The organism is Nocardiopsis deserti (genome assembly GCF_008638355.1).
Classification (GTDB): Bacteria; Actinomycetota; Actinomycetes; order Streptosporangiales; family Streptosporangiaceae; genus Nocardiopsis; species Nocardiopsis alborubida.
This window is the reverse complement of record NZ_VWVS01000023.1, coordinates 1-20,184: the sequence shown is the minus strand read 5'-3', so window position 1 is coordinate 20,184 and position 20,184 is coordinate 1. Positions and strand designations below refer to the sequence as shown.

22 protein-coding genes, 3 tRNA genes, 3 pseudogenes and 1 other annotated feature are annotated in these 20,184 nt (G+C 69.9%); of the genes and pseudogenes, 15 read left to right on the top strand and 13 right to left on the bottom strand.

The genetic code is table 11. The annotated features are described in order from the left end of the window. The first annotated feature begins 87 nt into the window (after positions 1–87). The gene (locus tag FYW99_RS27010) at positions 88–1,881 is read left to right on the top strand and encodes an MFS transporter (RefSeq protein WP_150254837.1); all 1,794 of its coding nucleotides are present in this window, start codon (positions 88–90) and stop codon (positions 1,879–1,881) included. Positions 1,882–1,929: 48 nt separating this feature from the next. Beyond that, positions 1,930–2,253, top strand: coding sequence for a hypothetical protein (locus FYW99_RS27005; protein ID WP_223839649.1), 324 nt, complete (start codon positions 1,930–1,932; stop codon positions 2,251–2,253). 110 nt (positions 2,254–2,363) lie between these two features. On the opposite strand, the gene FYW99_RS27000 is transcribed toward FYW99_RS27005, so the two are convergent. Further along, a complete protein-coding gene (locus FYW99_RS27000; protein ID WP_150254836.1) occupies positions 2,364–3,545 on the bottom strand; it encodes a molybdopterin molybdotransferase MoeA in 1,182 nt (393 codons plus the stop codon). A gap of 230 nt (positions 3,546–3,775) precedes the next feature. Between FYW99_RS27000 and FYW99_RS26995 the strand changes: the two genes are divergently transcribed. The 3 genes from FYW99_RS26995 to FYW99_RS26985 all read left to right on the top strand — a co-directional run bounded on the left by FYW99_RS26995 (position 3,776) and on the right by FYW99_RS26985 (position 4,053). Then, positions 3,776–3,848: transfer RNA gene (locus FYW99_RS26995), tRNA-Gly, on the top strand. Positions 3,849–3,889: 41 nt separating this feature from the next. Next, positions 3,890–3,960, top strand: a tRNA-Cys gene (locus FYW99_RS26990). Positions 3,961–3,976: 16 nt separating this feature from the next. Next, positions 3,977–4,053 (top strand) — tRNA-Val (locus tag FYW99_RS26985). Positions 4,054–4,101: 48 nt separating this feature from the next. On the opposite strand, the gene FYW99_RS26980 is transcribed toward FYW99_RS26985, so the two are convergent. The 5 genes and pseudogenes from FYW99_RS26980 to FYW99_RS26965 form a co-directional block, all read right to left on the bottom strand. After that, positions 4,102–5,358: a tyrosine-type recombinase/integrase gene (locus tag FYW99_RS26980; protein WP_223839647.1), complete on the bottom strand. Its 1,257-nt coding sequence runs from the start codon at positions 5,356–5,358 to the stop codon at positions 4,102–4,104. Positions 5,359–5,384: 26 nt separating this feature from the next. After that, positions 5,385–5,732 (bottom strand): helix-turn-helix domain-containing protein, encoded by a 348-nt coding sequence (locus FYW99_RS26975; RefSeq protein ID WP_223839645.1) that lies wholly within the window; start codon positions 5,730–5,732, stop codon positions 5,385–5,387. Further along, the gene (locus FYW99_RS32570; protein WP_223839669.1) at positions 5,729–5,986 is read right to left on the bottom strand and encodes a hypothetical protein; all 258 of its coding nucleotides are present in this window, start codon (positions 5,984–5,986) and stop codon (positions 5,729–5,731) included. Before FYW99_RS32570 ends, FYW99_RS26975 begins: the two co-directional genes overlap by 4 nt. A 351-nt stretch (positions 5,987–6,337) precedes the next feature. Continuing rightward, a pseudogene (locus tag FYW99_RS32565) lies at positions 6,338–6,880 on the bottom strand (DNA cytosine methyltransferase); the annotation flags it as partial. Further along, positions 6,877–7,746 (bottom strand): hypothetical protein, encoded by an 870-nt coding sequence (locus tag FYW99_RS26965; RefSeq protein ID WP_223839623.1) that lies wholly within the window; start codon positions 7,744–7,746, stop codon positions 6,877–6,879. The gene FYW99_RS26965 and the pseudogene FYW99_RS32565, both read right to left, overlap by 4 nt. Positions 7,747–8,187: 441 nt before the next feature. Here FYW99_RS26965 and FYW99_RS26960 point away from each other — a divergent pair, with 441 nt between their 5' ends. From FYW99_RS26960 to FYW99_RS26940, 5 genes are all read left to right on the top strand, one after another. After that, positions 8,188–8,454 (top strand): hypothetical protein, encoded by a 267-nt coding sequence (locus tag FYW99_RS26960; protein ID WP_150254834.1) that lies wholly within the window; start codon positions 8,188–8,190, stop codon positions 8,452–8,454. 427 nt (positions 8,455–8,881) lie between these two features. Next, a complete protein-coding gene (locus FYW99_RS26955; protein ID WP_150254833.1) occupies positions 8,882–9,841 on the top strand; it encodes a tyrosine-type recombinase/integrase in 960 nt (319 codons plus the stop codon). A gap of 1,139 nt (positions 9,842–10,980) precedes the next feature. Continuing rightward, positions 10,981–11,301 (top strand): MerR family transcriptional regulator, encoded by a 321-nt coding sequence (locus FYW99_RS26950; RefSeq protein WP_150254832.1) that lies wholly within the window; start codon positions 10,981–10,983, stop codon positions 11,299–11,301. Positions 11,302–11,427: 126 nt separating this feature from the next. Beyond that, positions 11,428–11,685: a hypothetical protein gene (locus FYW99_RS26945; RefSeq protein WP_150254831.1), complete on the top strand. Its 258-nt coding sequence runs from the start codon at positions 11,428–11,430 to the stop codon at positions 11,683–11,685. A gap of 248 nt (positions 11,686–11,933) precedes the next feature. Beyond that, positions 11,934–12,140: a hypothetical protein gene (locus tag FYW99_RS26940; RefSeq protein WP_150254830.1), complete on the top strand. Its 207-nt coding sequence runs from the start codon at positions 11,934–11,936 to the stop codon at positions 12,138–12,140. A 43-nt stretch (positions 12,141–12,183) separates the two neighbouring features. On the opposite strand, the gene FYW99_RS26935 is transcribed toward FYW99_RS26940, so the two are convergent. Next, positions 12,184–12,372, bottom strand: a complete 189-nt coding sequence (locus FYW99_RS26935) for a hypothetical protein (protein WP_150254829.1) — start codon at positions 12,370–12,372, stop codon at positions 12,184–12,186. Between the two features lie 370 nt (positions 12,373–12,742). After that, complete coding sequence (locus tag FYW99_RS26930; protein WP_150254828.1) at positions 12,743–13,234, bottom strand: hypothetical protein; 492 nt, start codon at positions 13,232–13,234, stop codon at positions 12,743–12,745. Between the two features lie 107 nt (positions 13,235–13,341). On the opposite strand from FYW99_RS26930, the gene FYW99_RS33115 reads away from it, so the two are divergent. The 3 genes from FYW99_RS33115 (at position 13,342) to FYW99_RS26920 (ending at position 15,015) form a co-directional block, all read left to right on the top strand. After that, the gene (locus FYW99_RS33115; RefSeq protein ID WP_150254827.1) at positions 13,342–13,980 is read left to right on the top strand and encodes a GNAT family N-acetyltransferase; all 639 of its coding nucleotides are present in this window, start codon (positions 13,342–13,344) and stop codon (positions 13,978–13,980) included. A 111-nt stretch (positions 13,981–14,091) separates the two neighbouring features. Beyond that, positions 14,092–14,235 (top strand): hypothetical protein, encoded by a 144-nt coding sequence (locus FYW99_RS31985; protein ID WP_190394825.1) that lies wholly within the window; start codon positions 14,092–14,094, stop codon positions 14,233–14,235. A gap of 234 nt (positions 14,236–14,469) precedes the next feature. Next, a complete protein-coding gene (locus FYW99_RS26920) occupies positions 14,470–15,015 on the top strand; it encodes a chlorite dismutase family protein (protein WP_150254826.1) in 546 nt (181 codons plus the stop codon). Positions 15,016–15,477: 462 nt separating this feature from the next. On the opposite strand, the gene FYW99_RS26915 is transcribed toward FYW99_RS26920, so the two are convergent. The 4 genes and pseudogenes from FYW99_RS26915 to FYW99_RS26900 all read right to left on the bottom strand — a co-directional run. After that, positions 15,478–15,855 (bottom strand): hypothetical protein, encoded by a 378-nt coding sequence (locus FYW99_RS26915; RefSeq protein ID WP_150254825.1) that lies wholly within the window; start codon positions 15,853–15,855, stop codon positions 15,478–15,480. Between the two features lie 36 nt (positions 15,856–15,891). Beyond that, complete coding sequence (locus FYW99_RS26910) at positions 15,892–16,812, bottom strand: IS3 family transposase (protein WP_150254824.1); 921 nt, start codon at positions 16,810–16,812, stop codon at positions 15,892–15,894. Continuing rightward, positions 16,741–16,847 (bottom strand) — a sequence feature (AL1L pseudoknot). Its footprint overlaps the gene before it by 72 nt. Before the next feature lie 20 nt (positions 16,848–16,867). After that, a complete protein-coding gene (locus tag FYW99_RS26905) occupies positions 16,868–17,962 on the bottom strand; it encodes an IS110 family RNA-guided transposase (RefSeq protein ID WP_150254823.1) in 1,095 nt (364 codons plus the stop codon). Between the two features lie 220 nt (positions 17,963–18,182). After that, a pseudogene (locus tag FYW99_RS26900) lies at positions 18,183–18,470 on the bottom strand (transposase); the annotation flags it as partial. A 20-nt stretch (positions 18,471–18,490) separates the two neighbouring features. Here FYW99_RS26900 and FYW99_RS26895 point away from each other — a divergent pair. Both FYW99_RS26895 and FYW99_RS26890 read left to right on the top strand, forming a co-directional pair. Beyond that, positions 18,491–18,907, top strand: coding sequence for a class I SAM-dependent methyltransferase (locus FYW99_RS26895; RefSeq protein ID WP_150254821.1), 417 nt, complete (start codon positions 18,491–18,493; stop codon positions 18,905–18,907). A gap of 131 nt (positions 18,908–19,038) precedes the next feature. Continuing rightward, entirely contained in the window at positions 19,039–20,037 is a 999-nt protein-coding gene (locus FYW99_RS26890; protein WP_150254820.1) for a hypothetical protein, read from the top strand. A 9-nt stretch (positions 20,038–20,046) separates the two neighbouring features. On the opposite strand, the pseudogene FYW99_RS26885 reads toward FYW99_RS26890, so the two are convergent. Beyond that, positions 20,047–20,184 (bottom strand): annotated as a pseudogene (locus tag FYW99_RS26885) (undecaprenyl-diphosphate phosphatase); the annotation flags it as partial.

The following is a 20,184-nucleotide window of genomic DNA, read 5'->3' as shown; positions in this document are numbered from 1 at the left end:
CCGGCCGTTCGCCCTCCGCATCCCGCCGGTCCCCATGCGCCCTCACCGCCGTGCGGCGCGCACACGAGCGACACGTAACGAGGAAAGATGAGTTCCGCCCAGACCGGAAACGGCACCGTCGGCGCGCGCGGCCGCGACAGTGCGGCGCCCGCCCTCGCGGGTCCGCGCGAATGGATCGCGCTCGCCGTCCTGGTCCTTCCGGTGATCCTGATCTCGGTCGACTCCACCGTGCTCGGATTCGCCGTCCCCGCGCTCAGCGAGCAGCTGCGGCCCGACGCCGGCCAGCTGCTGTGGATCGTCGACGTCTACGGCTTCGTCCTGGCCGGACTGCTGATCACCATGGGCTCGCTCGGCGACCGCATCGGTCGGCGGCGCCTGCTCATGATCGGTTCGGCCGCCTTCGGCGCGGCCTCGCTGATCGCCGCGTTCTCGCCCAGCGCCGAGGTGCTCATCGCGGCCCGCGCCCTGCTCGGCCTGGCGGGCGCCTCGCTGATGCCCTCGACCCTGTCGCTGCTGCGCAACATCTTCCTGGACCCGCGCCAGCGCCTGCTGGCCATCGCCCTGTGGGCGTCGGGGTTCTCCGGTGGTGCGGCGCTCGGCCCGATCCTGGGCGGCTGGCTCCTGGAGCACTTCTTCTGGGGCTCGGTGTTCCTGATCAACCTGCCGGTGATGGCGCTGATCCTGGTGCTGGTCCCGCTGCTGGTGCGCGAGTCGCGCGACCCCGGCGCGGGACGCCTGGACCCGCTGAGCGTGGTCCTGTCCATGGCCGCGATCCTGCCCGTCGTGTACGGCGTCAAGAACCTGGCCACCGAGGGCCTGGCGGTCGTCCCGGTCGTGTCCCTGCTGGTCGGCCTGGGCCTGGGCTACCTGTTCGTCCGGCGCCAGAAGGCGCTCGACGACCCGCTGATCGACGTGGGCCTGTTCCGGTACCGCGTGTTCAGCGTGGCGGTGGCCACCAACCTGATGATCGTGTTCTCGCTGGTGTCGTCGCTGTTCTTCCTGACGCAGTACCTCCAGCTGGTGCTGGGCATCTCGCCGATGCGGGCCGGTTTCGTGCTGGTGCCCGGCCTGGTGCTGTCGGTACTGGCGGGACTGGTGGCGGTGCGGCTGTCGCGCCAGCTGAGCCTGGCCACGGTGGTCGGCGGGTCCCTGCTGGTGACCGCGACGGGGTTCGCGGTCCTGGTGTTCGCGCCGGAGGGGAACGTGGTGACCGGTGTGGTGCTCGTGACGGCGGGCTTCGCGCTGATCGCCACCGGCTCGGGGTTCGCCGAGACGCTGACCAACGGCGCGATCATGTCGGCGGCCCCGCCCCAGCGCGCGGGCGCGGCCTCGGCGATCTCCGAGACCGCCTACGAGCTGGGCGCGGCGCTGGGCGTCGCGCTGCTGGGCAGCGTGCTGACCGCGTCCTACCGGACGAACCTGACCGCCGTGGAGGGTGTGCCCTCGGGGGCCGTGGACGCCGCCCGGGAGACCCTGGGCGGGGCCTCGAACGCCGCCGCCGAGGTGGGCGGCGCCGCGGGAGACGCGCTGATGGGGGCCGCGCGGACGGCGTTCACCGACGGCATGCACCTGACCAGCGTCATCGCCGTGGTGATCGTCCTGTCGGCCGCCGCGCAGGCGTGGGTGCTGCTGCGCGGTCGGGGCAACCCGGCGGTGGAGCCGGTGGAGGGCCCCGCCGAGGGGGCCGTGGAGGAGACGGTCGAGGCCGCGGGTACCGCCGGGACCGCGGGGACCACGGTTGCCGCTGAGACCGCGGGCACCGAGGAGAGCCGAGGTGTCGAGGCGGTCGAGGGTTCCGGGGAGAAGCCGGGGCCGGTGGCCGCCGACCCGACGGCCGGGAACGCCGCGGCCGCACCGCGACAGGAGCGGTCCGGCAGCTAGCACGCGAAGGTCCGGGCCCCGGAGGCGACGCCCTCCGGGGCCCGACGCGTGTCCGGGTCCTGTCCCCGGCCGGACGGGTACGCGGCCGAGGTGGTCTACCTCGGCGTCGGCCAGCTGGGCCTGCGCGGGGAGGACTACGTCCGGTCCTACTGGAGGGAGACGGTCGAGGCGGTGGGCGCGCGCCGGATCGTCCTCGTCCACTGGGACGACTTCTTCCGGCCGCTCGACAGGCCCCTGCGCGCGCTGCCCCACCTCGGTGACGACCTCGACGCCACCATGGGCGTCCTCGACCGGATCGCCGCCGAACAGGGCGTCCCGGTGCGCTTCCCCTCCCCGTGGAGGCGCGAGGACCCCTGGACCGGACCGCGCTGAGGAACGGGCGCGGAACCGCCCGCAAGGACCGCGAGCGCCCGCCCCTGCGCGCAGGACGCCAGGGAGGGCGAGGCCATGAGGGCGGGGAGGCGAAACCCCCGAGGGCGGTCTCAGGGGACGCGGAGCAGCTCCACCTCGGCGCCGTCCCAGCCCGGCGGCACCACCGCGTAGGCGTCGGCCAGGGCGGCTCCGCGCAGGCTGCCCGGGCGGTCGTGGCCGACCGGGTGCGCCCGACCGCCGTCCAGACGCACCGCGACCAGCCTGGTGTCCCGGGGATGGGCCGTGACGGCACCCTCCAGGACGGCCCGGGCCAACCCCGTTCCGGGGTCCGGGCGGCCGCTCATGGCGGCCAGCAGGGGGACCAGCAGGGTGGCCGCGGCGACCAGGGCGGCCCCGGGGTTGCCGGGAAGGCCCACGAACACGGTCCGGTCGGTGTGCGCGAGCAGTTGCGGATGGCCCGGACGGCAGGCGACCCCGTCGACCGCGACCTCGGCGCCCAGCTCCTCCAGGACCGAACGCAGGTGGTCGGCCGGGCCCCGGGACGAGGAACCGCACACCGCGACCACGTCGCCGTCCGCGTCCGCCAGCGCGTCGAGCAGCGGCCGACGCTCGTCGCCCAGGTGGCGCAGGGACTCGATCCGGCCGCCCGCGCGCTCGACGACTCCGGGCAGCGCCGGACCGATGGCGTCGCGCACGCTGCCGTCGCCGGGCAGCCCCGATGTGCTGATCTCCTCACCGGTGACCAGAACCGTCACCCGGGGACGCAGCACGGGCAGGGTGTCGTGGCCCAGACTGGCGGCCAGGCCCAGCGCGGCGGGGCCGATCACCGCTCCCCGTTCGAGCACGGTCTCACCGGGGGCGGTCTCCTCCCCCGCCCAGCGCACGTGGCGGCCCGCCTCCGCGGGCCCGTCCACCGTCCCGTCCCGGACGGCGGCCAGCTCGTAGGGCAGAACGCACTCCGTGTCCTTGGGCACACGGGCGCCGGTGGCGATCTCGACGGCCTCGCCCGGGCGCAGGCCCACGGGCGCCTCCGCCGCTCCGGCGAGCTGCCTGCCGACCAGCCGCCAGGGCCCCGGGCCCGACACCGCGAAGCCGTCCATGGCCGAGGCGTCGAAGGCGGGCAGACCCGTCAGTGCGTGCAGGTCCGCGGCGAGAACGGCGCCCAGGGCGTCCTCCAGGGAAAGCTCGCGCGAGGCCGTGGGCCTGCCGCCGCCCAGCAGCCGGGCGGCCTCACGCGCCCGCGGCCACGACCGGTGCCCGCCGTGTCCCCCGGTGCAACCGCCCGCGCCCATATCCGTCTCCCCCTCGTCACGCCGGTGTCCCCCATTGTCCACCCGGGCGCATGACGCGGACGTTAACGTCTGCGCTGAGCGTCCCTGCGCGCCCCCGCCCGCACGGCCGCCTACCCGCGCTGGGAGCGCCGAACCGGCCCCTCCCAGCGCCGATTTGCCGTCTGCCGACTTTCCGCTAGAGTTCTTATCAGCAGCACGGCGGGGCCCACGGGCCAGGCGCCAGGCAGCAAGCGGACGTGGCTCAGCTGGTAGAGCATCACCTTGCCAAGGTGAGGGTCGCGGGTTCGAATCCCGTCGTCCGCTCGGAGGAGACGCGAGGTGCCCCGGCGCCTTACGTGCAACTCGGTGGAGTGGCCGAGAGGCGAGGCAGCGGCCTGCAAAGCCGTCTACACGGGTTCGAATCCCGTCTCCACCTCCCCATCGCTACACGCGGGCGGTTAGCTCAGTTGGTTAGAGCGCTACCTTGACACGGTAGAGGTCACAGGTTCGAATCCTGTATCGCCCACCAGCATCACCGCAGGTCAGAGGGTTTATATGACATGTGAGTGAAGACCGGTCAGCCCAGACTGGGAGATATCTGGGAGATCGTCTTCGAAGCGGGTTCCTGTCGGAGCCCGCTTTCGCTGTTTCCACGGTAGTGCTCTTCGAGCGTCGGCGCCACGGCGAAGAGCCACTCGCGCTCCCGGGCCGTGAGGGCCGTCACGCTCCCCCGCCACCGGGCCTCCAGCACGCTGAGTACACGCCGCCTCATCTGCGGGGTCACGTGCTCGTAGACCCGGGCCATCCCCGGCACCCGGTGCCCCAACCTGGCCGCACGCGCCACCTCCGGGATCTCATCCTCGGCCAGCCACGTGCGGTGCGTGTGACGGCCCTCGTTGAACGTGAACCCCGGCAGCAGCGGCCGCCGCCACCGGGCCTCACCGCTGCGAGGGTCGCCGTCCCACGCGGGCCGCCAGAACCGGGCCCTGAAGTTGCCCCGCCGCAGCAGACCGCCCCGGGGCCCGCTGAAGAGGTAGTCCTCGGCGCAGTCCTCGATCAGCTCCGTGTAGAGGGCGTCCAGGAACGGAGGGAGCTGGATCCACCGCTTACCCGCCGGGGTCTTGGGGCTGGGGGCCCTCTCCAGTCTCCCGCCGACCTCGCGCAGCGGTGTGCGCACCGGGACGGCGTGGTTGATCTCGTCGTAGTCGTGCGGCCTCAGAGCGACCAGCTCCGACCAGCGGGCGCCGGTGTAGCCGTTCATCAGCGCCAGCACGAACCCCGCCCGGCCGAAGGTCTCGTGCAGCCGCAGGGCCGCCCGCAGGAACTGGGCAGGGGTGGCCACCTGCCGTTCGGCCTCGTACTCGCCGCTGGTCACCCGGACACCGCGGGCGGGGTTGGCGGGGATCCTGCGGGCCTTGACCGCGACCTCCAGCAGCCGGGAGAAGTAGGCGAAGATCGACGCCACCGAGGGCTCGGCCAGCTCCTCGTGCAGGTCCCTCACCCAGCGTTCGATCTCCAGGTAGTCGTTGAAGACCGCGCCCAGGGGCCAGTCCTCCCACTGGGGCAGGATGTGGCGGTCCAGATAGGAGCGGTACTTGGCCCGGGTGTTGCCCGCCAGCCGGGCGACGTCGAAGACCTCCTCGGCGAAGACGCCGAAGCGGACCTCGGCTTGGGCGGGGTCGATCCAGGTGTGGCGGCGGATGTCAGTCTCCTGGTCGCGGCCCCAGGCCAGAGCCGCTTCCTTGGTAGCGAACCCCGACTCCGAGGTCCAGACGCCGTTGGGTTTCTTGTACTTCACGCGCCAGGTCCTGCCCCGGCGTTCTGCGTACGCCATGCGTACTCCCCCTCCTCGGGTGTGCTTCAGGTGATGGTGCGGCGAGCGCGTGGGGTGACGGGGTCGCGGTGGCCGTCGCGGATGATCTGCTCCAGGTCGCTGGAGCTGAAGCGCAGGTGCTTGCCGATGAAGGTGCAGGGCACCTGGCGCGCGGAGGCGCGCTTGCGCAGCCAGGACTCGGGGACCTTGAGCAGTGCGGCGGCCTCCGCGGGAGTGAAGACCTCCAGCCCCGGTCGGCCGCGCTCCTCGCAACCCGCACGGTAGTGGCGTTTCCTCTGGCGGGAAACGCTTTCGCGGTAGCGCTCTACGTCTTGCCGTTCGGTGCCGCTGCCCTGGTGCGGCATGCCGCCTGGTGTGGAGGCGTCCCGGTTCACCGACACCCCTCCCCGCCCGGTTCTGTGTCGGTGAGAGCGGTCTCAGTGAGCAGGTGCCGCACGGCAGCGTGCGCCTGCTGCGGCACCACCCCGTTGCCGAGCGCCTGGAGCTGTGCGGTGCGCGGCAGGGCGAGGTCAGGGTCGGTGACCCAGCCTTCGGGCAGGCCCATCATCCACTCGACCAGGGCGGCACTCAGCCGGGGCTGTCCCCGGGTGCCGGGTTCGGTGGGCGGAGGTGCCGCTCTGCCGAGCACCTTCTCCCACCGTCGGATGGCGGGTTCGTATTCACCCCATGCGTACGCGAACGGCGCCGCTACGGCTTCGGGGTGGGGTCGCCGGTGTGGGTAGCGATGGCCGCGGAGGGCAGTGTGGGGCGCCCGCGTGAATCCCTCTGCCCAGGACTGCCTTTGGTGCCGTCGCTGGCCAGGGGTGTGGGCAGCAAACGCTCGGGGGCGCGGGTGCGGCTCGTGGTGTACGCGGTGCGGGTGCGTGCGCAGGCGGGGGTGTGGGGCGGGTGGCACAGCACATCGCCGACCCGCACCTGCCGCTTCTGTCGCGTGCGCTGATGCGGACCGCAGGAGCCTCGGTGGCCGTCGCTGGCGCACGGGGTGGGCAACAACGAAGACGCGTTCGCGGCGGTGGCACGCGCCGACTTCGGAGGCGCGTACGCAACACCAGCTCGCGTCATACCCCGCGCGGGCCAGGTCCGCGAGTACGCGGTCGAGTCCTCGGCCTTTCCAGCTCAGGGCGGCCACGTTCTCCAGCACGAGCAGGCGAGGTCGTAGGTGGCGAACGGCGTCCATGACGTGGTGCCAGACACCAGAGCGTGTTCCTTTCTCGATTCCTGCGCCGCGGCTGGCTGCACTGACGTCCTGACAGGGAAACCCGGCGGTGAGCACCTGAGGAGTCTCCAACGACGCCCAATGCACCGTTGCCAGGTTTCCGAGGTTGGGGGTGTCGGGGAGCCGGTGCGTGAGCAACCGGGTGACGTGGGGGTCGTTGTCGGCTGTCCAGAGCAGCCGGGCGTTGCCGTTCAGCGCCGCGGCCACGCCCATGTCGAGCCCGGCGTAGCCGGTGCACAGGGAACCGATCGTGACCGCAGCGGGGTCAGGGGCGGCGAGCTGGTTCGGCAGCAGGGTCGCGGTCATCGGATGCCGTCTCCGTCCACTGTGCCGCCGGTGGCAGGGCCGTGGCATGCCCACGGCACGCACCCGTCCGGCGCGGCATCGGTGTCGGCGCTCAGGTCGACCTGGTCCAGTGGGGTCCGGGAGGGGTGGAGGAAGAAGGTGGTGCCGGGCGGCATGCCGTGCGTTGCCGTCTGAGGGTGGCCGTGCCGGATGAGGGTGTCCACCGCGACCGCGTCGGCGAACACGTCCGGCTCCGTTTGCCTCAGGCTCGCCCAGGAGCGGTTGGAGCGGTGGGGGCATGCCGTGCAGGACAGGTCCGGGTTCGGGTCGAGGCCGTGGTGGAACAGCAGCGCTCGGCAGTCCTGCTCGCTCCAGCCGATGTCGACCAGGGGCCGGTGCAAGCGCACGAACGGGGGACCGGCGACAGGCCCGGGCTGAGCGTGGTCGGCGCCCGTTCCTGTGGCGCAGTGGGCCACGATGCCGTCGGGGATCGGGGTGGTGCGGGGGTATCCGAGCAGGTGGCGGATGCGCTGGGTCAGGGCCGTCGCGGTGCTGCGTGCGCACCCTTGGGGAAGCCGTCCCGGGGTTCCGTCGGGGTGGAGGGTGAACAGGGGGAGCAGCGGCACGGAGCCGCGGGGGCTGAGGGTGCGGTGGGCGATCGGTGCGGTCTTGACCGGTTCCCAGCCCATGCCGGCCTCGGAGGCGACACCGCGCAGGCGGTTCAGGGCTCGGTATCCGGCGGCCGGGTACCACCCGGTGTCGGGGACGAGCACCGCGTCGAAGGGAGGCAGTGCCCGGTGAGCAGACAGGAGGAGCAATGCTGCGGCTCCGGGGCTGCCGTCCAGCAGCAGCAACCGCAATCGTGGTTGCGGAGTGGGTGTTCTCATCACGTGGTCGGCCCGTATCGAACGCCTCTACCCGTCAAGAGGACCGAAAGGCCTGATTTCGCTCACGTGGCGGCAGACGATGCGTACGCAAAGCCCTCTCGGTTCTGGCACTGACCTTGTGTGTAACGGGTAGTGACGCGAACGGAGCAGATGCAGATGCGCCTCCTCAACCTTCGAAGAACTCACGTAGCGCAAGCGCACAGCCTTCCGTAACCCTTGGTGAGAGAACCACCAGATCAGTGTCAGAATCCATCTTCGTGGTCGACAGAACGAAGATGTCAGGGCCGCACAACCTGGTTCTGGTGCAGAGGGTGACCAGATTCGGCCAGGCGTCCACACCTCGCCTTTGGCTGGCTACGGTCACACGATGCCTGGGGACAGCTCGACGGGTATGTCAACCACCTCAGAGCGCACCGGCCGCAGTGGCTGGAGGACGACGCTGTGCCGATCGTATGGTCGGTGCGCGGTCAGGGAGTGTTCGAGTCGGCACCCTTCCAAGCCGACAGGGGCGACCATGAGAACTTCTTGACGCACTTCACCTGGCCAATAGACGAAAAAGAAGGGGAGCTTCTGGATTGGTTCACCATGCCGGTGATCAATGACCGGTTTCCCGAGTTCGCGCGGGCGTCGCGGTGGACGCCCTCGCCGCTGGAGCCGGTGTACCGCCTGTCGAGCATTCTCAAGAGCCCCGTGGCTGACGAACGCTGACACCCAGCACGCGGTCCCCACTTCCATGAGGCGGGGACCGCTTCTTCATCGAGGGAAGCAGCCCTTCCTCGTGTCCGGCCCTGCCCTTGAACGCCCAGCCTGGGCGGGAGTCGAGGCGGATTGCTACAGGATTTGGCGGTAGACCCCGCCCGAGGTCACGTTCCAGTCACGACGGCCCCCGCGCAACGCTGCATTGCGCGGGGGCCGTCGTGTGTCCAAAGTCGGGGTGTCGGTAAGAAGCGTGTCATCAGGTGCCAAGTAAACCGCGAGTAACTTAATCGGGATTCGTGGCAGGTGTCTTACTTCTGGAAACGAGCATTCCTGGAAGTAGACTGCGGGGGTGACTTCTGGAAACACAGACTCCGCCGATGAACAGGCCACCGATTCGACTTCTGGAAACACACGCACTGGGCGGCCACGCCGAACCGTGGCGCTGCCCGGCAACCTGGCGGGCGAACACCGGGCCTTCACGGAGAAGATGGCCGCCTCCACCGACCTGGGCGCAGCCACCCGCGACAAGTACCGGCGCAACACCGCGCACTTCTTCGTCTGGCTCGCCGAAGCCCATGAGGCCGGCGCCCTGGACGGCGATCCGTTCACCGATCCGAATGCCCGGGACTGGGCGGTGCGCGACTACCGGCGCAGCTTGAAGAACTTCCGCACCCGCTCGGGCGCTCGCCTATCGGCGGCCACCATCAACAACCGGCTCGCCGCCATCGACGCCTTCTTCGCCCTGCGCGGCTCGGGACGTCCGGCCGTGGTCCGCGAGCACCTGGCCCGTCCCAGCGCCCCGCGTGCGCTGGAGGCGCGGGCCAAGCTGCGGTTCCTGCGGACCGTGGGCCGGGAGGCCTCGGTGCGGGACCGGGTGATCTGCCACCTGGCCTACTACGCCGGGTTGCGGGTGGCCGAGATCGTCGCCCTGGACGTGGCCGATGTCCGGCTGTCGGCGCGCAAGGGCACGGTGCGGGTGCGCGGCAAGGGGCGGTTGGGCGGCAAGGACCGCTCGGTGCCGCTGCACGCGGAGGTGCGCTCCTCGCTGGAGCGGCTGCTGGACGAGCTCGGCCGCCCTTCGTCGGGGCCGCTGGTGCGCAACCGCGACGAGGGCCGGCTGTCGACCCGGGCGGCCGCCGCGGCGGTCACCGCGCTGGGCGCAGCGGCGGGGATCGGCCCGGACGATGACGGCGAGGCGTTCGGGCCGCACGTGCTGCGCCACACCTTCGGCACCGACCTGGTGCGCGGCCGCGGTGAGCTGGCGCGCGAGCCGGTCGACCTGGTCACGGTTGCCGAGCTGATGGGGCACGCCGACATCAACACCACCCGCCGCTACGCCCTGCCCACCGAGGCCGACAAGGCGCGGGCCGTGGAGGGACTCACCGTGGACCGGTGACCAGACCCGGACCCTCTCGCGCGCGGGTTGCGGTCGTCGTCGGCGGGGCGGAACCCGTGCTCGCCCCCGCCGACCTCGACCCAGGCGTAGACGGCGCCCCTGCACGCGATCGCCCGCGGGGAGCGGGGTGAGCCTGGCCGCCGCGGGCGGTGAGGTCAAGGCCGCCCAGAAGGACACCGAACCGCAGGAGTACGACTGGGGCAGCCCACCCTCCTGCTGCTGAACATCCCCAGTGAAGAAAACCCTCCCTCACAACCCTGGGAAACTTGCAACGGTCGGAGTAGACATGGCCTTCTCGCACTGCTACATTTCCTGTCGTAGCCACAGAGACACACGGCTGGACCACCGGATACGCCGGTGGAAAGCAGGACGGCTCGACCGGCGCGCTTGGTTGTACAGTGCCGGGAGCCGGTAGGACCGCAGTAACGCAGGACCGGTGTTCCGCCCACATGGGGGATGCCGGAGCAGGAAGCAGGTCGGCTTGACGGTGTGCACGTGCTTCAAGACACCGGAGGCCGGTAGGACAGCAGGACGGCTCGACCGGCGCGCTTGGTTGTACAGTGCCGGGAGCCGGTAGGACCGCAGTAACGCAGGACCGGTGTTCCGCCCACATGGGGGATGCCGGAGCAGGAAGCAGGTCGGCTTGACGGTGTGCACGTGCTTCAAGACACCGGAGGCCGGTAGGACAGCAGGTCGGCTCGGCCGGTGCGCAGTGCTTCACCACACCGGGGGCCGCAGAAGTTGAGCAGTACCCGCAGTAACGCAGGACCGGTGTTCCGCCCACATGGGGGATGCCGCGCAGGACGAAGGACGCGGTAGGGCTCGACCGGCGCACGGTTGTACGGTGCCGGGAGCCGGTAGGACCGCAGTCGGAAAGTAGTGCACGAAGTGAGATCGAGAGGAGTAGATGCCATCAGGATCGCCCGAGCGAGGGGAAGTTCCGCTCGGGTACCGCAGGGCCCTGGTTTGGAAGAAGGTGGTCCACGGTCACACAACCGCGATCCCCGCGATCCCGACCCAGCTTGACGTCGGGCAGCGGAAGGCCGGCAGTAGCCGGTAGGTGGTATTGAACTCTCGGGCCCCAGCGCGACATGGCGCTGGGGCCCTCGACCTGCGTCCAGGAGAGAGAAGACACGTACTTGTCCCGTCCCCAGACCGGCGACCGGTTCGACGATGACGACTACCCCGCCTATACCGTGGGCACCGCCGCGGAGATGATCGGCGCCACGCCGGCGTTCCTGCGCGCCCTGGGCCAGGCCAAACTGATCGAGCCCCTGCGCTCGGAGGGTGGCCACCGCCGCTACTCCCGCTACCAGCTCAAGATCGCCACCCGGGCGCGCGAACTCGTAGACGAGGGCACCGCGATCGAGTCCGCGTGCCGGATCATCATCTTGGAGGACCAGCTGGAGGAGGCCCAGCGCATCAACGAGGAGCTGCGCGCCGGCGGCGCACCCAGCTGAAGGCGCGGTGCGGCCTCCGCGGCCGGGGCCGCGCCGTTGGCTTTGGAGTCCTCGCGGACACACTGTGGGACTCGGGCCCGGCCCGACCTGCACACCTAATTCTGTGACCCATGAGGAGAGCATCCAGTGAGCACCACCTCGATCACCACCGACGTCACCGTCAAGCAGCTGTCCATCTCCTCTCCCGCCACCGAAGACGTCAAGGTGTTCTGGCGCGAGGACAACCCCGAGCTTTTGGCCCTGGCCCTGGTCGACGTGGCGCCTGGAGTGACCCTGCACCTGCATGACAATCAGGACCGCCCCTACCTGGACCAGCTGATCGCCACCCTGACCGAGGTGCGTGACCGGATGTCCGAGCAGTCCCCGGACACGAACGCGACCTGAGCGCTTGGCCCTCGGCGCAAATACGTTTGTTGGATAGGGGCCGCGTCGCTGCTCTCGAAGCACACGAACACCGCCATGGTGTACTGCCCCCACCGCTTCACCACATCACGTCCTTTCTCCGGGGGTCGGTCTCAGCCGCCCAGGGCCAGACGGTTGCCCATGTTCAGGCGGATGTCGCCGTAGGGGTTCATGTTCGAGGAGAACAGCGGGGTGAGCCCGCGCCGGTCCTCATGCGTCTGCATCTGGCGGTGACCCGCACCCACGGCGCCGAGACCACCCCGCACGAATGGACCTGCCCGGCCTGCGGGCACACCGCGCCGCTGTCCACCGACGACTACGCCCCCGCGACCGAACCGTGGCGGTGCCGCCGCTGGTACTGCCGCCCCACCTGGAACGCCCCCGCCGAGGTGGAGAACCCGGCCTGTCCACGCTGCTACACGGGGTCACGCCGGTAATGCTGATGGATTGAGCGCTAAGGAATGATCTTGAAGCCCGCTGTCACCTCGTGCGACGGGCGGCGTGGGCCAGGTAGTGCGGCGCTGTCCAGCCGCCGACCCAGTACCTGCGGGGTGGAGTGAAGCGCCGGGGCACCACGCGCTCCTCCAGGGCCCAGGCGACGAAGTCGTCCAGGTCGGCCTGGAGGGGTTCCCAGTGCTGGCCGGTCCAGCGGAACAGGCCGGTGTTCACCCGCCAGGGGTCGGATCGGTCAGCTGGGGGCCGTACGCGTATGGCCGAGACGGCGACGTGCTCCTGGTCGCGGCCGAGGACAGCGGCCGCCCGCTGGGGTGGCTCGCGGGCACGTTCGACGGCGCCTACCCGGGGGGCGAACCAAGTACGCCGCAAAGGGGTAACGAAGGCCCTCCGGCGGTGCCCGGGAACGGTCTGACCGCACTGGCAAGAGCAGTTATCGGAGGTCAGAACAGGTCGCTACCGGCACAAAACACGCCGGCTCGCTAGACCACTCCGAACAGCCGGATTATCCTACCTTCTGACCTGCGAGAACGCCAGGCCATTGCCCCTTTCCGGCGTATCTTGTCCGCCCCCCCCACACGAAGGCTCACTCGGTGTCGGCGGGGGGCTCGTACCCCGGCGGCGGGTCGATCGGCTCGCCCTCGGCGTCGATGACCCCGGTGTCGATGCACCACTGGGTCAGCGCGGCGACCAGGCCCTCATTGTCGGTCTGGTCGGCCACCGCCTCGCGGGCCTCGGACAGCGCCGTGTCCAGCAACAGCTGGGCCGACCAGGCGTAGCTGTCGCCGAAGGCCAGCAAGGTCTCCGCCAGGCCGTCGCCGTCCACGCCGGGCTCGGCCTCCTCCCAGTCCCTCTCGGCCATCGTGTAGGAACGATCGGACAGGTGGCCGTGAACGCACGCCGAGACGGTGTCGATCTCCTGCTGCTGCAGCTCCTCTTGCGAGGGGCCGGTGGGAGAGGGGGAGGGCGACTGTGTGGTCTCGGGTTCGGGTGCGGGGGTCTGCTGTGCGCCGCAGGCGGCCAGTGCGACCGTCAGGGCCAGAGCCGCCGTGGGGGTGCGAAGGGGGTGCGTGGTCATGGGGGGTCTATTCCCGCGCCGACGCCCGCCACGCACACAGGGACCCGCGCGGTGCGTCTTCGCGCAGCGTCCGCGCTGAGGTCAGCTTCTTGAACTGCGGGTAGGCCGTGCGCTCGATCGAGGTCACCGGCGGCCCTCTCCAGAACGGGGGCCAGGGGTCGCGGACACGGTACCCATGGGCCGTTCAGGGGAGTGGGGGTTTCACCGAACCGCAACCCAGCACGGGCTCACATCACGGACGAGCGGGGCCGTTGCCCCTTTCGGCCTTACTTGGTCTGCCCCCTTACCCCGGGCCCGGCGCCCCGGTGCGGCCGCCGCACGGCTACGTCCAGGCCGTCGTCGTCGACCCCGCCGCCCGCCGGGCCGGGGTCGGGCGCGCGCTCCTGGGCGCGTTCACCGCCACCGCCCGCGAGACGGGTCTGGAGTGGGTGTTCGCCGTCCCCGACGAAGCCCCGGCGTCGCGGGCCGGGTGGCGTGGCTGGCCGCGTCCGGGTTCACTCCTGCGGTCGACCCGGGGGAGTTGTGGCCGGTCATGGGCCGGTGGACCGAGCCCGGCCGGTGAGACTGCGGTCCTCCGCAGTTTTGCGCCTGCACAGGTCAGCGCCCTGTCGCGGCCAGTCGGACGGTGGCCACGACGACCGCGCCGAAGAGCTGCGGTGTTGCGCAGTCGTCCGCGCACGTGCGCAGGACCGCAGTCGGCGGCCGCCGCGCTCGAAACTGCGGCCCACCGCAGTTTCGGAGGGTGAGGAGGATTGCTCCAGGATGGGGGGGTGAACCAAGTACGCCGGAAAGCGGCAATGGCCAGGTCATCGGGGGTGTCTGCGGGGTAGGTAGAGGCCACGGGCAGGCACACCGAGATGGACAAGGACGCCGCGGCCAGGAAGCCCGACAACTCCTCGGCCCGCTCCGGATTCGATGCCCGTGCCCAGTCGGCGGCCGACCGCCACCAAAGCGAGCAGGACCACGACGAGGGCGAGGGCGCGCCTCCGGCGAGGCCCTGACCATGGGTTTCCGTGCCCGGGCACATCCTGATCATGAGCGGGGACCGAACGCGGATGACGTTGGACCTGGACACGGCCCAGTGCGCGGAGCTGGCCCGGTGGGCCGCGCTCGTCGGGGTGCAGATCGGCCGTCCCCGGCTGAGTTCGGCCGAGGTGCTGCGGGCAGGGGCTTCCACCATTGCCCGCCGCTGCTGCTTGGAGGTCGGTGGCCGGTCGCCCCTTACTGTTGGGAGCATGTCAATTCTTCCGGTCGTGTTCGCAGGAGGCCACGAGGGCGCTTGGCGCGTGCGCGGTATTTCCGTGGTCCAGGGGGCGCCTCTTCCGACGGTCGAGCGTGTCGCAGTCCTCGAAGGGGAGCGGGCCGCTCCTGAGGGAGTGAGCTGGGCGCTGCAAGGCGTGGTCAGTCACGAGAGGTACGTCCAGAGGCGGGAGCACGACGAGCTGGCGGCTCGTTCGCCGCGCCTCGGGCGGCGCGAGGCCACCCGTGCCGCCCTCATCCCCATCAGGAAATCGCAGGCGTGGTGGGCGCTGTCGCAAGACGAGCGGCGGGAGATCGTTGAGGAACACTCCCACCACATCGCCATCGGCCTGAAGTACCTGCCGGCCGTGGCACGCCGACTCCACCACAGCCGGGACCTCGGCGAGCCGTTCGATTTCCTGACGTGGTTCGAGTTCGCTCCCGCCGACGAGGCTGAGTTCGACGAACTGGTCGCCATGCTCCGAGCGACCGAGGAATGGACTTTCGTCGAGCGCGAGGCCGACATCCGCCTCGAACAGTAGCTGGCCGCCGACGACCAGACGGGGGGCGAACCAAGTAAGCCGGAAAGGGGCAATGGCCTGTTATTTTCGCAGGTCAGGAGGTGGACCAATCCGGCCATGTGGAGTGGTCCACCCGCGCCACGTGGTTCGTGCCGGTCCACCCGGTTCTGACCTCCGGTAACTGCTCTTACCAGTGCGGCCAGAGCGGGCTCGGAGAGCGCCGAAAGACCTCCGCTACCCCTTGGCCCGCTGTGCGCCCTCGGCGGGGTGCCGTGTCCACACCGTCCTTAAACGCCGCGGCCGCCAACGCCTGACGCGGGCAAGACCTCAATACGCCACGACGGCCCTGCACCCTGGTGGGTGCGGGTCCGGTTTTGTGCTGGTGCTCGACTGCGGTGGGGCAGCGTCGTGCCGGTGCTCCGAGGTTGCGCACCAGGTCCTCCAACAACTTCTCCACGGGGCTACCCGGCAAGTGGCGAGCCATCACTGGACGCGGATGGTGAGCATCAGCGGTGTTCGGACACCGTGCTGCGCGCCGGCCTCGGCCAGGAACGCGGCCAGCCATCCCAAAGCGTCCAAGGACCACTCGACAAGGGTTCCGTGGATCGTCGCGCGGTGGTGGCCAGGGCCCTGCCACAGGTGATCGGCGATACCGGGGGCAAGCCCCGCGGCCGCGTTGGCGTCCCCCTCCGCAGGTGTGGGATCGCACGAGAAGACAAGCTGGTCGAAGGCGCGCATCCACGGCAGCATCTGGGGCATCGCGGCGACGATGGAGGGGACCTGCCCGCCGTCCAGGGTGACCTGGACCCGGCGGGCCAGGCCCGGGGCGGTATCGACGAACCAGCCGGCGTCTTGGAGCAAGGTCAGCACGGCCGGTGCCACTGTCTTGTTCCGGTTTTATTGGAGGCTCGGAACCAACGCTTCACCCTGTGTTGAAGCAGAACCCCGCTGGTAGAAGTCGTCTTCGAACTCCGCCGGCGGGACCAGGCCGATCTCCCCGTGCAGACGGCGGTGGTTGAACCAGTCCACGTACTCAGCCACCGCGATCTCCACCTCGTCCAGGTTCTTCCACGGGCCCCGGTTGCGGACCAACTCAGCCTTGAACAAAGAGTGGAACGCCTCGGCCAAGGCGTTGTCGTAAGAATCGCCGGTAGTGCCGACCGAGGCCACCGCCCCCGCCTCGGCCAGGCGCTGGGTGTAGCGCACCGCGAGGTACTGCACGCCCCGGTCGGAGTGGTGGACCAGGCCGTCGATGCGCCGCCCGACGTGGGCCCGGTTCCACACCGCCATCTCCAACGCGTCCAGGGCCAGGTCGGTGCGCAACGACCGTGACACCTGCCAACCCACCACGCGGCGGGAGAACACATCGATCACGAACGCCGCGTAGACCCATCCGGCGAAGGTGCGGATATAGGTGATGTCGGCGACCCACAACCGGTTCGGAGCGTCCGCGGTGAAGGAGCGTTCCACCAGGTCCGGGCGCATGTCCGGTCCCGGGGCCGTACCCGGGACGGTGGTGCGCGGGTTCTTGGCTCGGGTGATGCCCCGCAAACCGGCCCGGCGCATGAGCCGGTGGACGGTGCAGCGGGCCACCCGGTGGCCCTGCCGGTTCAGTTCGGCGTGGACTTTGCGCACCCCGTACACGGCGTAGTTGTCGGCGTGCACCTGCCGGATCTTGGCGGTGGTGGCCTCATCGGTGCGTGAGCGCAGTGACGGGGCCCGGGTCTTGGCCGCGTAGTAGGTGGCCGCGGCGACCTGCAGCACGTGGCAGATCGGCTCGACCCCGAACTCCTGGCGGTACAGGTCGATGTAGGCCACTACCTGGTGTGTGGGCGGTCGAGCTCCGCGATGCTCCTATGTCAACCCGGCCCCATTAGGCTGCTGATCGAAGCTCAGTGACGGTCGGTCCCGCTACAGCAGCTTCGGAGCCCGGCCTGGCTGTTGCGGCCTTGGTACCACGGTGTTCGTCAGCGCGCATCGCGGAGAACACCCGGTCGGACAACCGCCGTCGCAGCAGCCGCAGCGCTTCAGTCTTCGTCTTCCCTCGGGCTATGAGCTTGTCGTAGTAGGCAGAGCCTTCTTTGCCCAGGCGGACCTGGGTAACCGCTGCCATGTGCAGGGCGGTGTTGATCCTGCGATTGCCTCCGCGCGAGAGCCGCACGCGCACCTTGTTGCCCGACCAGACTGGGATCGGAGCGGTCCCGTTGAACCGTGCGTAGGCGTCCTTGCCCGTGAACCGGCGAACACTGGCGGTCTCACCAATGATCGTCGCGGCCCCGAGCACACCCAGCCCGGGCACCTCCACGAGGGTCGAATGAGAAGCCCGCACGAGCTTTCCCAGACGCCGTTCGATGTCGTTGATCCGCTGGGTGAGCGAGGTGATGTCCTGGAGCAGATCCCGGGCGATCTCGACGATCACGCCCTGGCGCTGCTCGAGGAACCCGAGCAGCTCTTCGAGGAGGTGGTAGCGGCGCAGACCTCGGGAGGGGACATGCAGGTCGGGGTCAATCTCGTGGAGGAACCAGCGGACCTTGGCCTGCAGCGCGGTGCGGCGGGCGACCAGGGAGCGGCGGTGATCGGACAGCAGTTTCACCTCCCGCATCGGGCCAGGGAGCTCGGCGGTGGGAAGACCATCCTCGCGCAGGGCGACCCGAGCCACGGCCTCGGCATCGATCGGGTCGGACTTGCCCGGCCGACGGCCGCCTCGGCGCATGCCGGCCATCAAACGGGTATGGACCCGCACGACCTTGTGCCCGGCGTCCAGCAGGTCTGCTTCGAGTCGGCGCGTCAGGTGCCGACAGTCCTCGACTGCGACCTGGACGTCTTCGAACTGGGCGAGCCAGGCCAGGATCTCCTGGTGTCCCTTGGCTCGGGCTTGGACGGTCAGCTCGGCCAGCCTCTTACCGACGTCGTCGACCGCGACGAGTGTGTGCCAGTCCTTGTGCGCGTCGATCCCGACCACCGCCATTGTCAGCCTCCCACCTGTCGATTCCTAGCGACAGCGACGGGACTCGCGGGCGGGCACGCCTCAGTCGGGCAGGTCGAGCAGGCAGGCTCCTATCAGGCCACGCCCGCGAACCCCGAAGCAGGCCCGGCGGGGCGGCACATCGCGGACAGGCCACCGCAGTGCGGGGCAGCGAAAAAACGAGCCAACCCCGCCGGGGTGGTCCTCATTGTGGTACTGACGCGAAGAAAGCCGACGCGGACTTTAAGATCGCGTTGGCCCGCTTGAGTTCGCGGTTCTCGCGCTCGAGCTCGGCCAGGCGCTGGGCCTGGTCGGTGGTGGTGCCGGGCCGGTGGCCAGCGTCGACCTCGGCCTGGGCGACCCAGTTGCGCAGCGTTTCGCGGTTGACGCCGAGCTGGTCGGCGGTACGGGCGATGGCCCCGTCGCGTGTGGCCGCGTCCCTGCGAGCCTCCACTGTCATCCGGATCGCTCGTTCGCGCAGCTCAGGCGGGTACTTCCTCGGTGCTGGCATGTCTCTCATCCTTCCCAGGATTGAGAGCCTCCACCACAACCGGAACAAGACAGGTCGCCCACCTGGACCTGTGGTTGGCCACCCACGACACCCACTTCGGCCGCCTGTCCGTCACCCCACGAGCGCGGGAGAACGGCATCGACCCGACACCACGGTGGGCGGGCGCCTGCCTGCACGACGGCAGGGGCAGACTGGCCTACCTGGTACTGCGAGAACTCGACAACACCACCACGAAGACCGAGGAAATCGGTGTCGTCGCACACGGCCCCGACGCCAGCGCCGTGGCCGCACACCTCACCGCGTTGCTACAGCGGTGGGCCCAGACCATGCCCGCACACCCGACCGTCACCGCACACCCCACCACCACCTCACCCGAGGAACTTCCGGCCGGCGTGCGTGTGGTCAAACCCGACACCAGCTTCACCATCAGCTGGTGAACCACGCGGCTGCCTGACTCTCGGTCATCGGGCGACCCGCACGAAAGGACGCAAAGCATGACCCCCAGCCTTTTGACCGGGTCGCCCGGTTCCTCCCTCTGGTACCACGCACCAAACCAGTCTGCCCCCCGGTGAGTAAGCGCCTGGAGCAGATCCGCGCCCGCTCGGGATCGGCGGACACCGCGGCCGCCGCATTGAACCTGGCCGCCTTGATGGCGAGCGACTGCGGCATGCCCGACCTCGCACGGGACCTGTGTCTACGCCAAGCCCGCGTCTTCTTCTCCAACTCGCAGAGCTTCGACGTCCCTACCGCCAAGCTCGCCTTGCAGCCCCTGATCAACCTCGGACGTCTCCACACCCGCGCCGGATCAGCCGACCGAGCCCACAGTCTGTTCACGACGCTCTTCGAAGCGGCGCGGACTTCCGCTGCCATCACGGCCGAGAATCTGGAGGTGGACTTCGCTGGGCTGACCCGCGGACAGGACGAGCACCAGGAGATCGTCCGCTGGCTGTGGACGGTGCTGCTCAGCGATGGCACCCGCGCCCTGGCCTCGGCGGGACGGTGGCCAGAGGCCTTCGACCACGTTCGCCGCCACAACGGTGTCGGGTCCCGCCTGCTCGACGGTCGGCAGATCGCGGTCCTCGCGCACAGCGCCGCAGGAGAACACGATCAGGCTCTGGCCGTGATCGAACAGACCGAAGCCCAAGAGCCATGGGAGAACATGGTCGCCTCTGTGCTGAGGGTGCTCTGCCTGTCCCGAGCACACCGAAATACCGAACAGGCCGTGTCGATGATGGCGGACTGCTACATGGCCTCTTCGGGTGGTCCTGAGAACTTCCGGGTCCAGGCTGGGACATGCGTCATTGCCCTGTCCGCTGGCTTCACCAAGCAGGAGAAGGTCACCGAGGCCTTGATCGGTAAAGCGGCCACGACCCGGGACGCTCACGTCGCCCGCGAGCTACTGGCCCAGGAAACCGGGCGTGCCCTGGCCCCCGAGCAACGGGAGCACCTGCAAAAACTCGTTCAGGACTCCGCGCTCGGGGAAGAGACGCTACCTGATGCAGTACTTGCCGAACTATTGAGCGCGGCAGAGGAGTGCACAAACCACCTGAAGGTATTGACTACCTGAAGCGATTCTCTACCAGGAACCCTTGGGGTCGTAGGTCTCACCGGTCACCGGGTTGGTGGCCAGGCCGGTGACCGGGTCGTAGTCCACGTCCATGCCCAGGTCCGAGTCGTGGTAGAGCCCGGTCTCGGGGTTGCGCGGCAGCCCCAC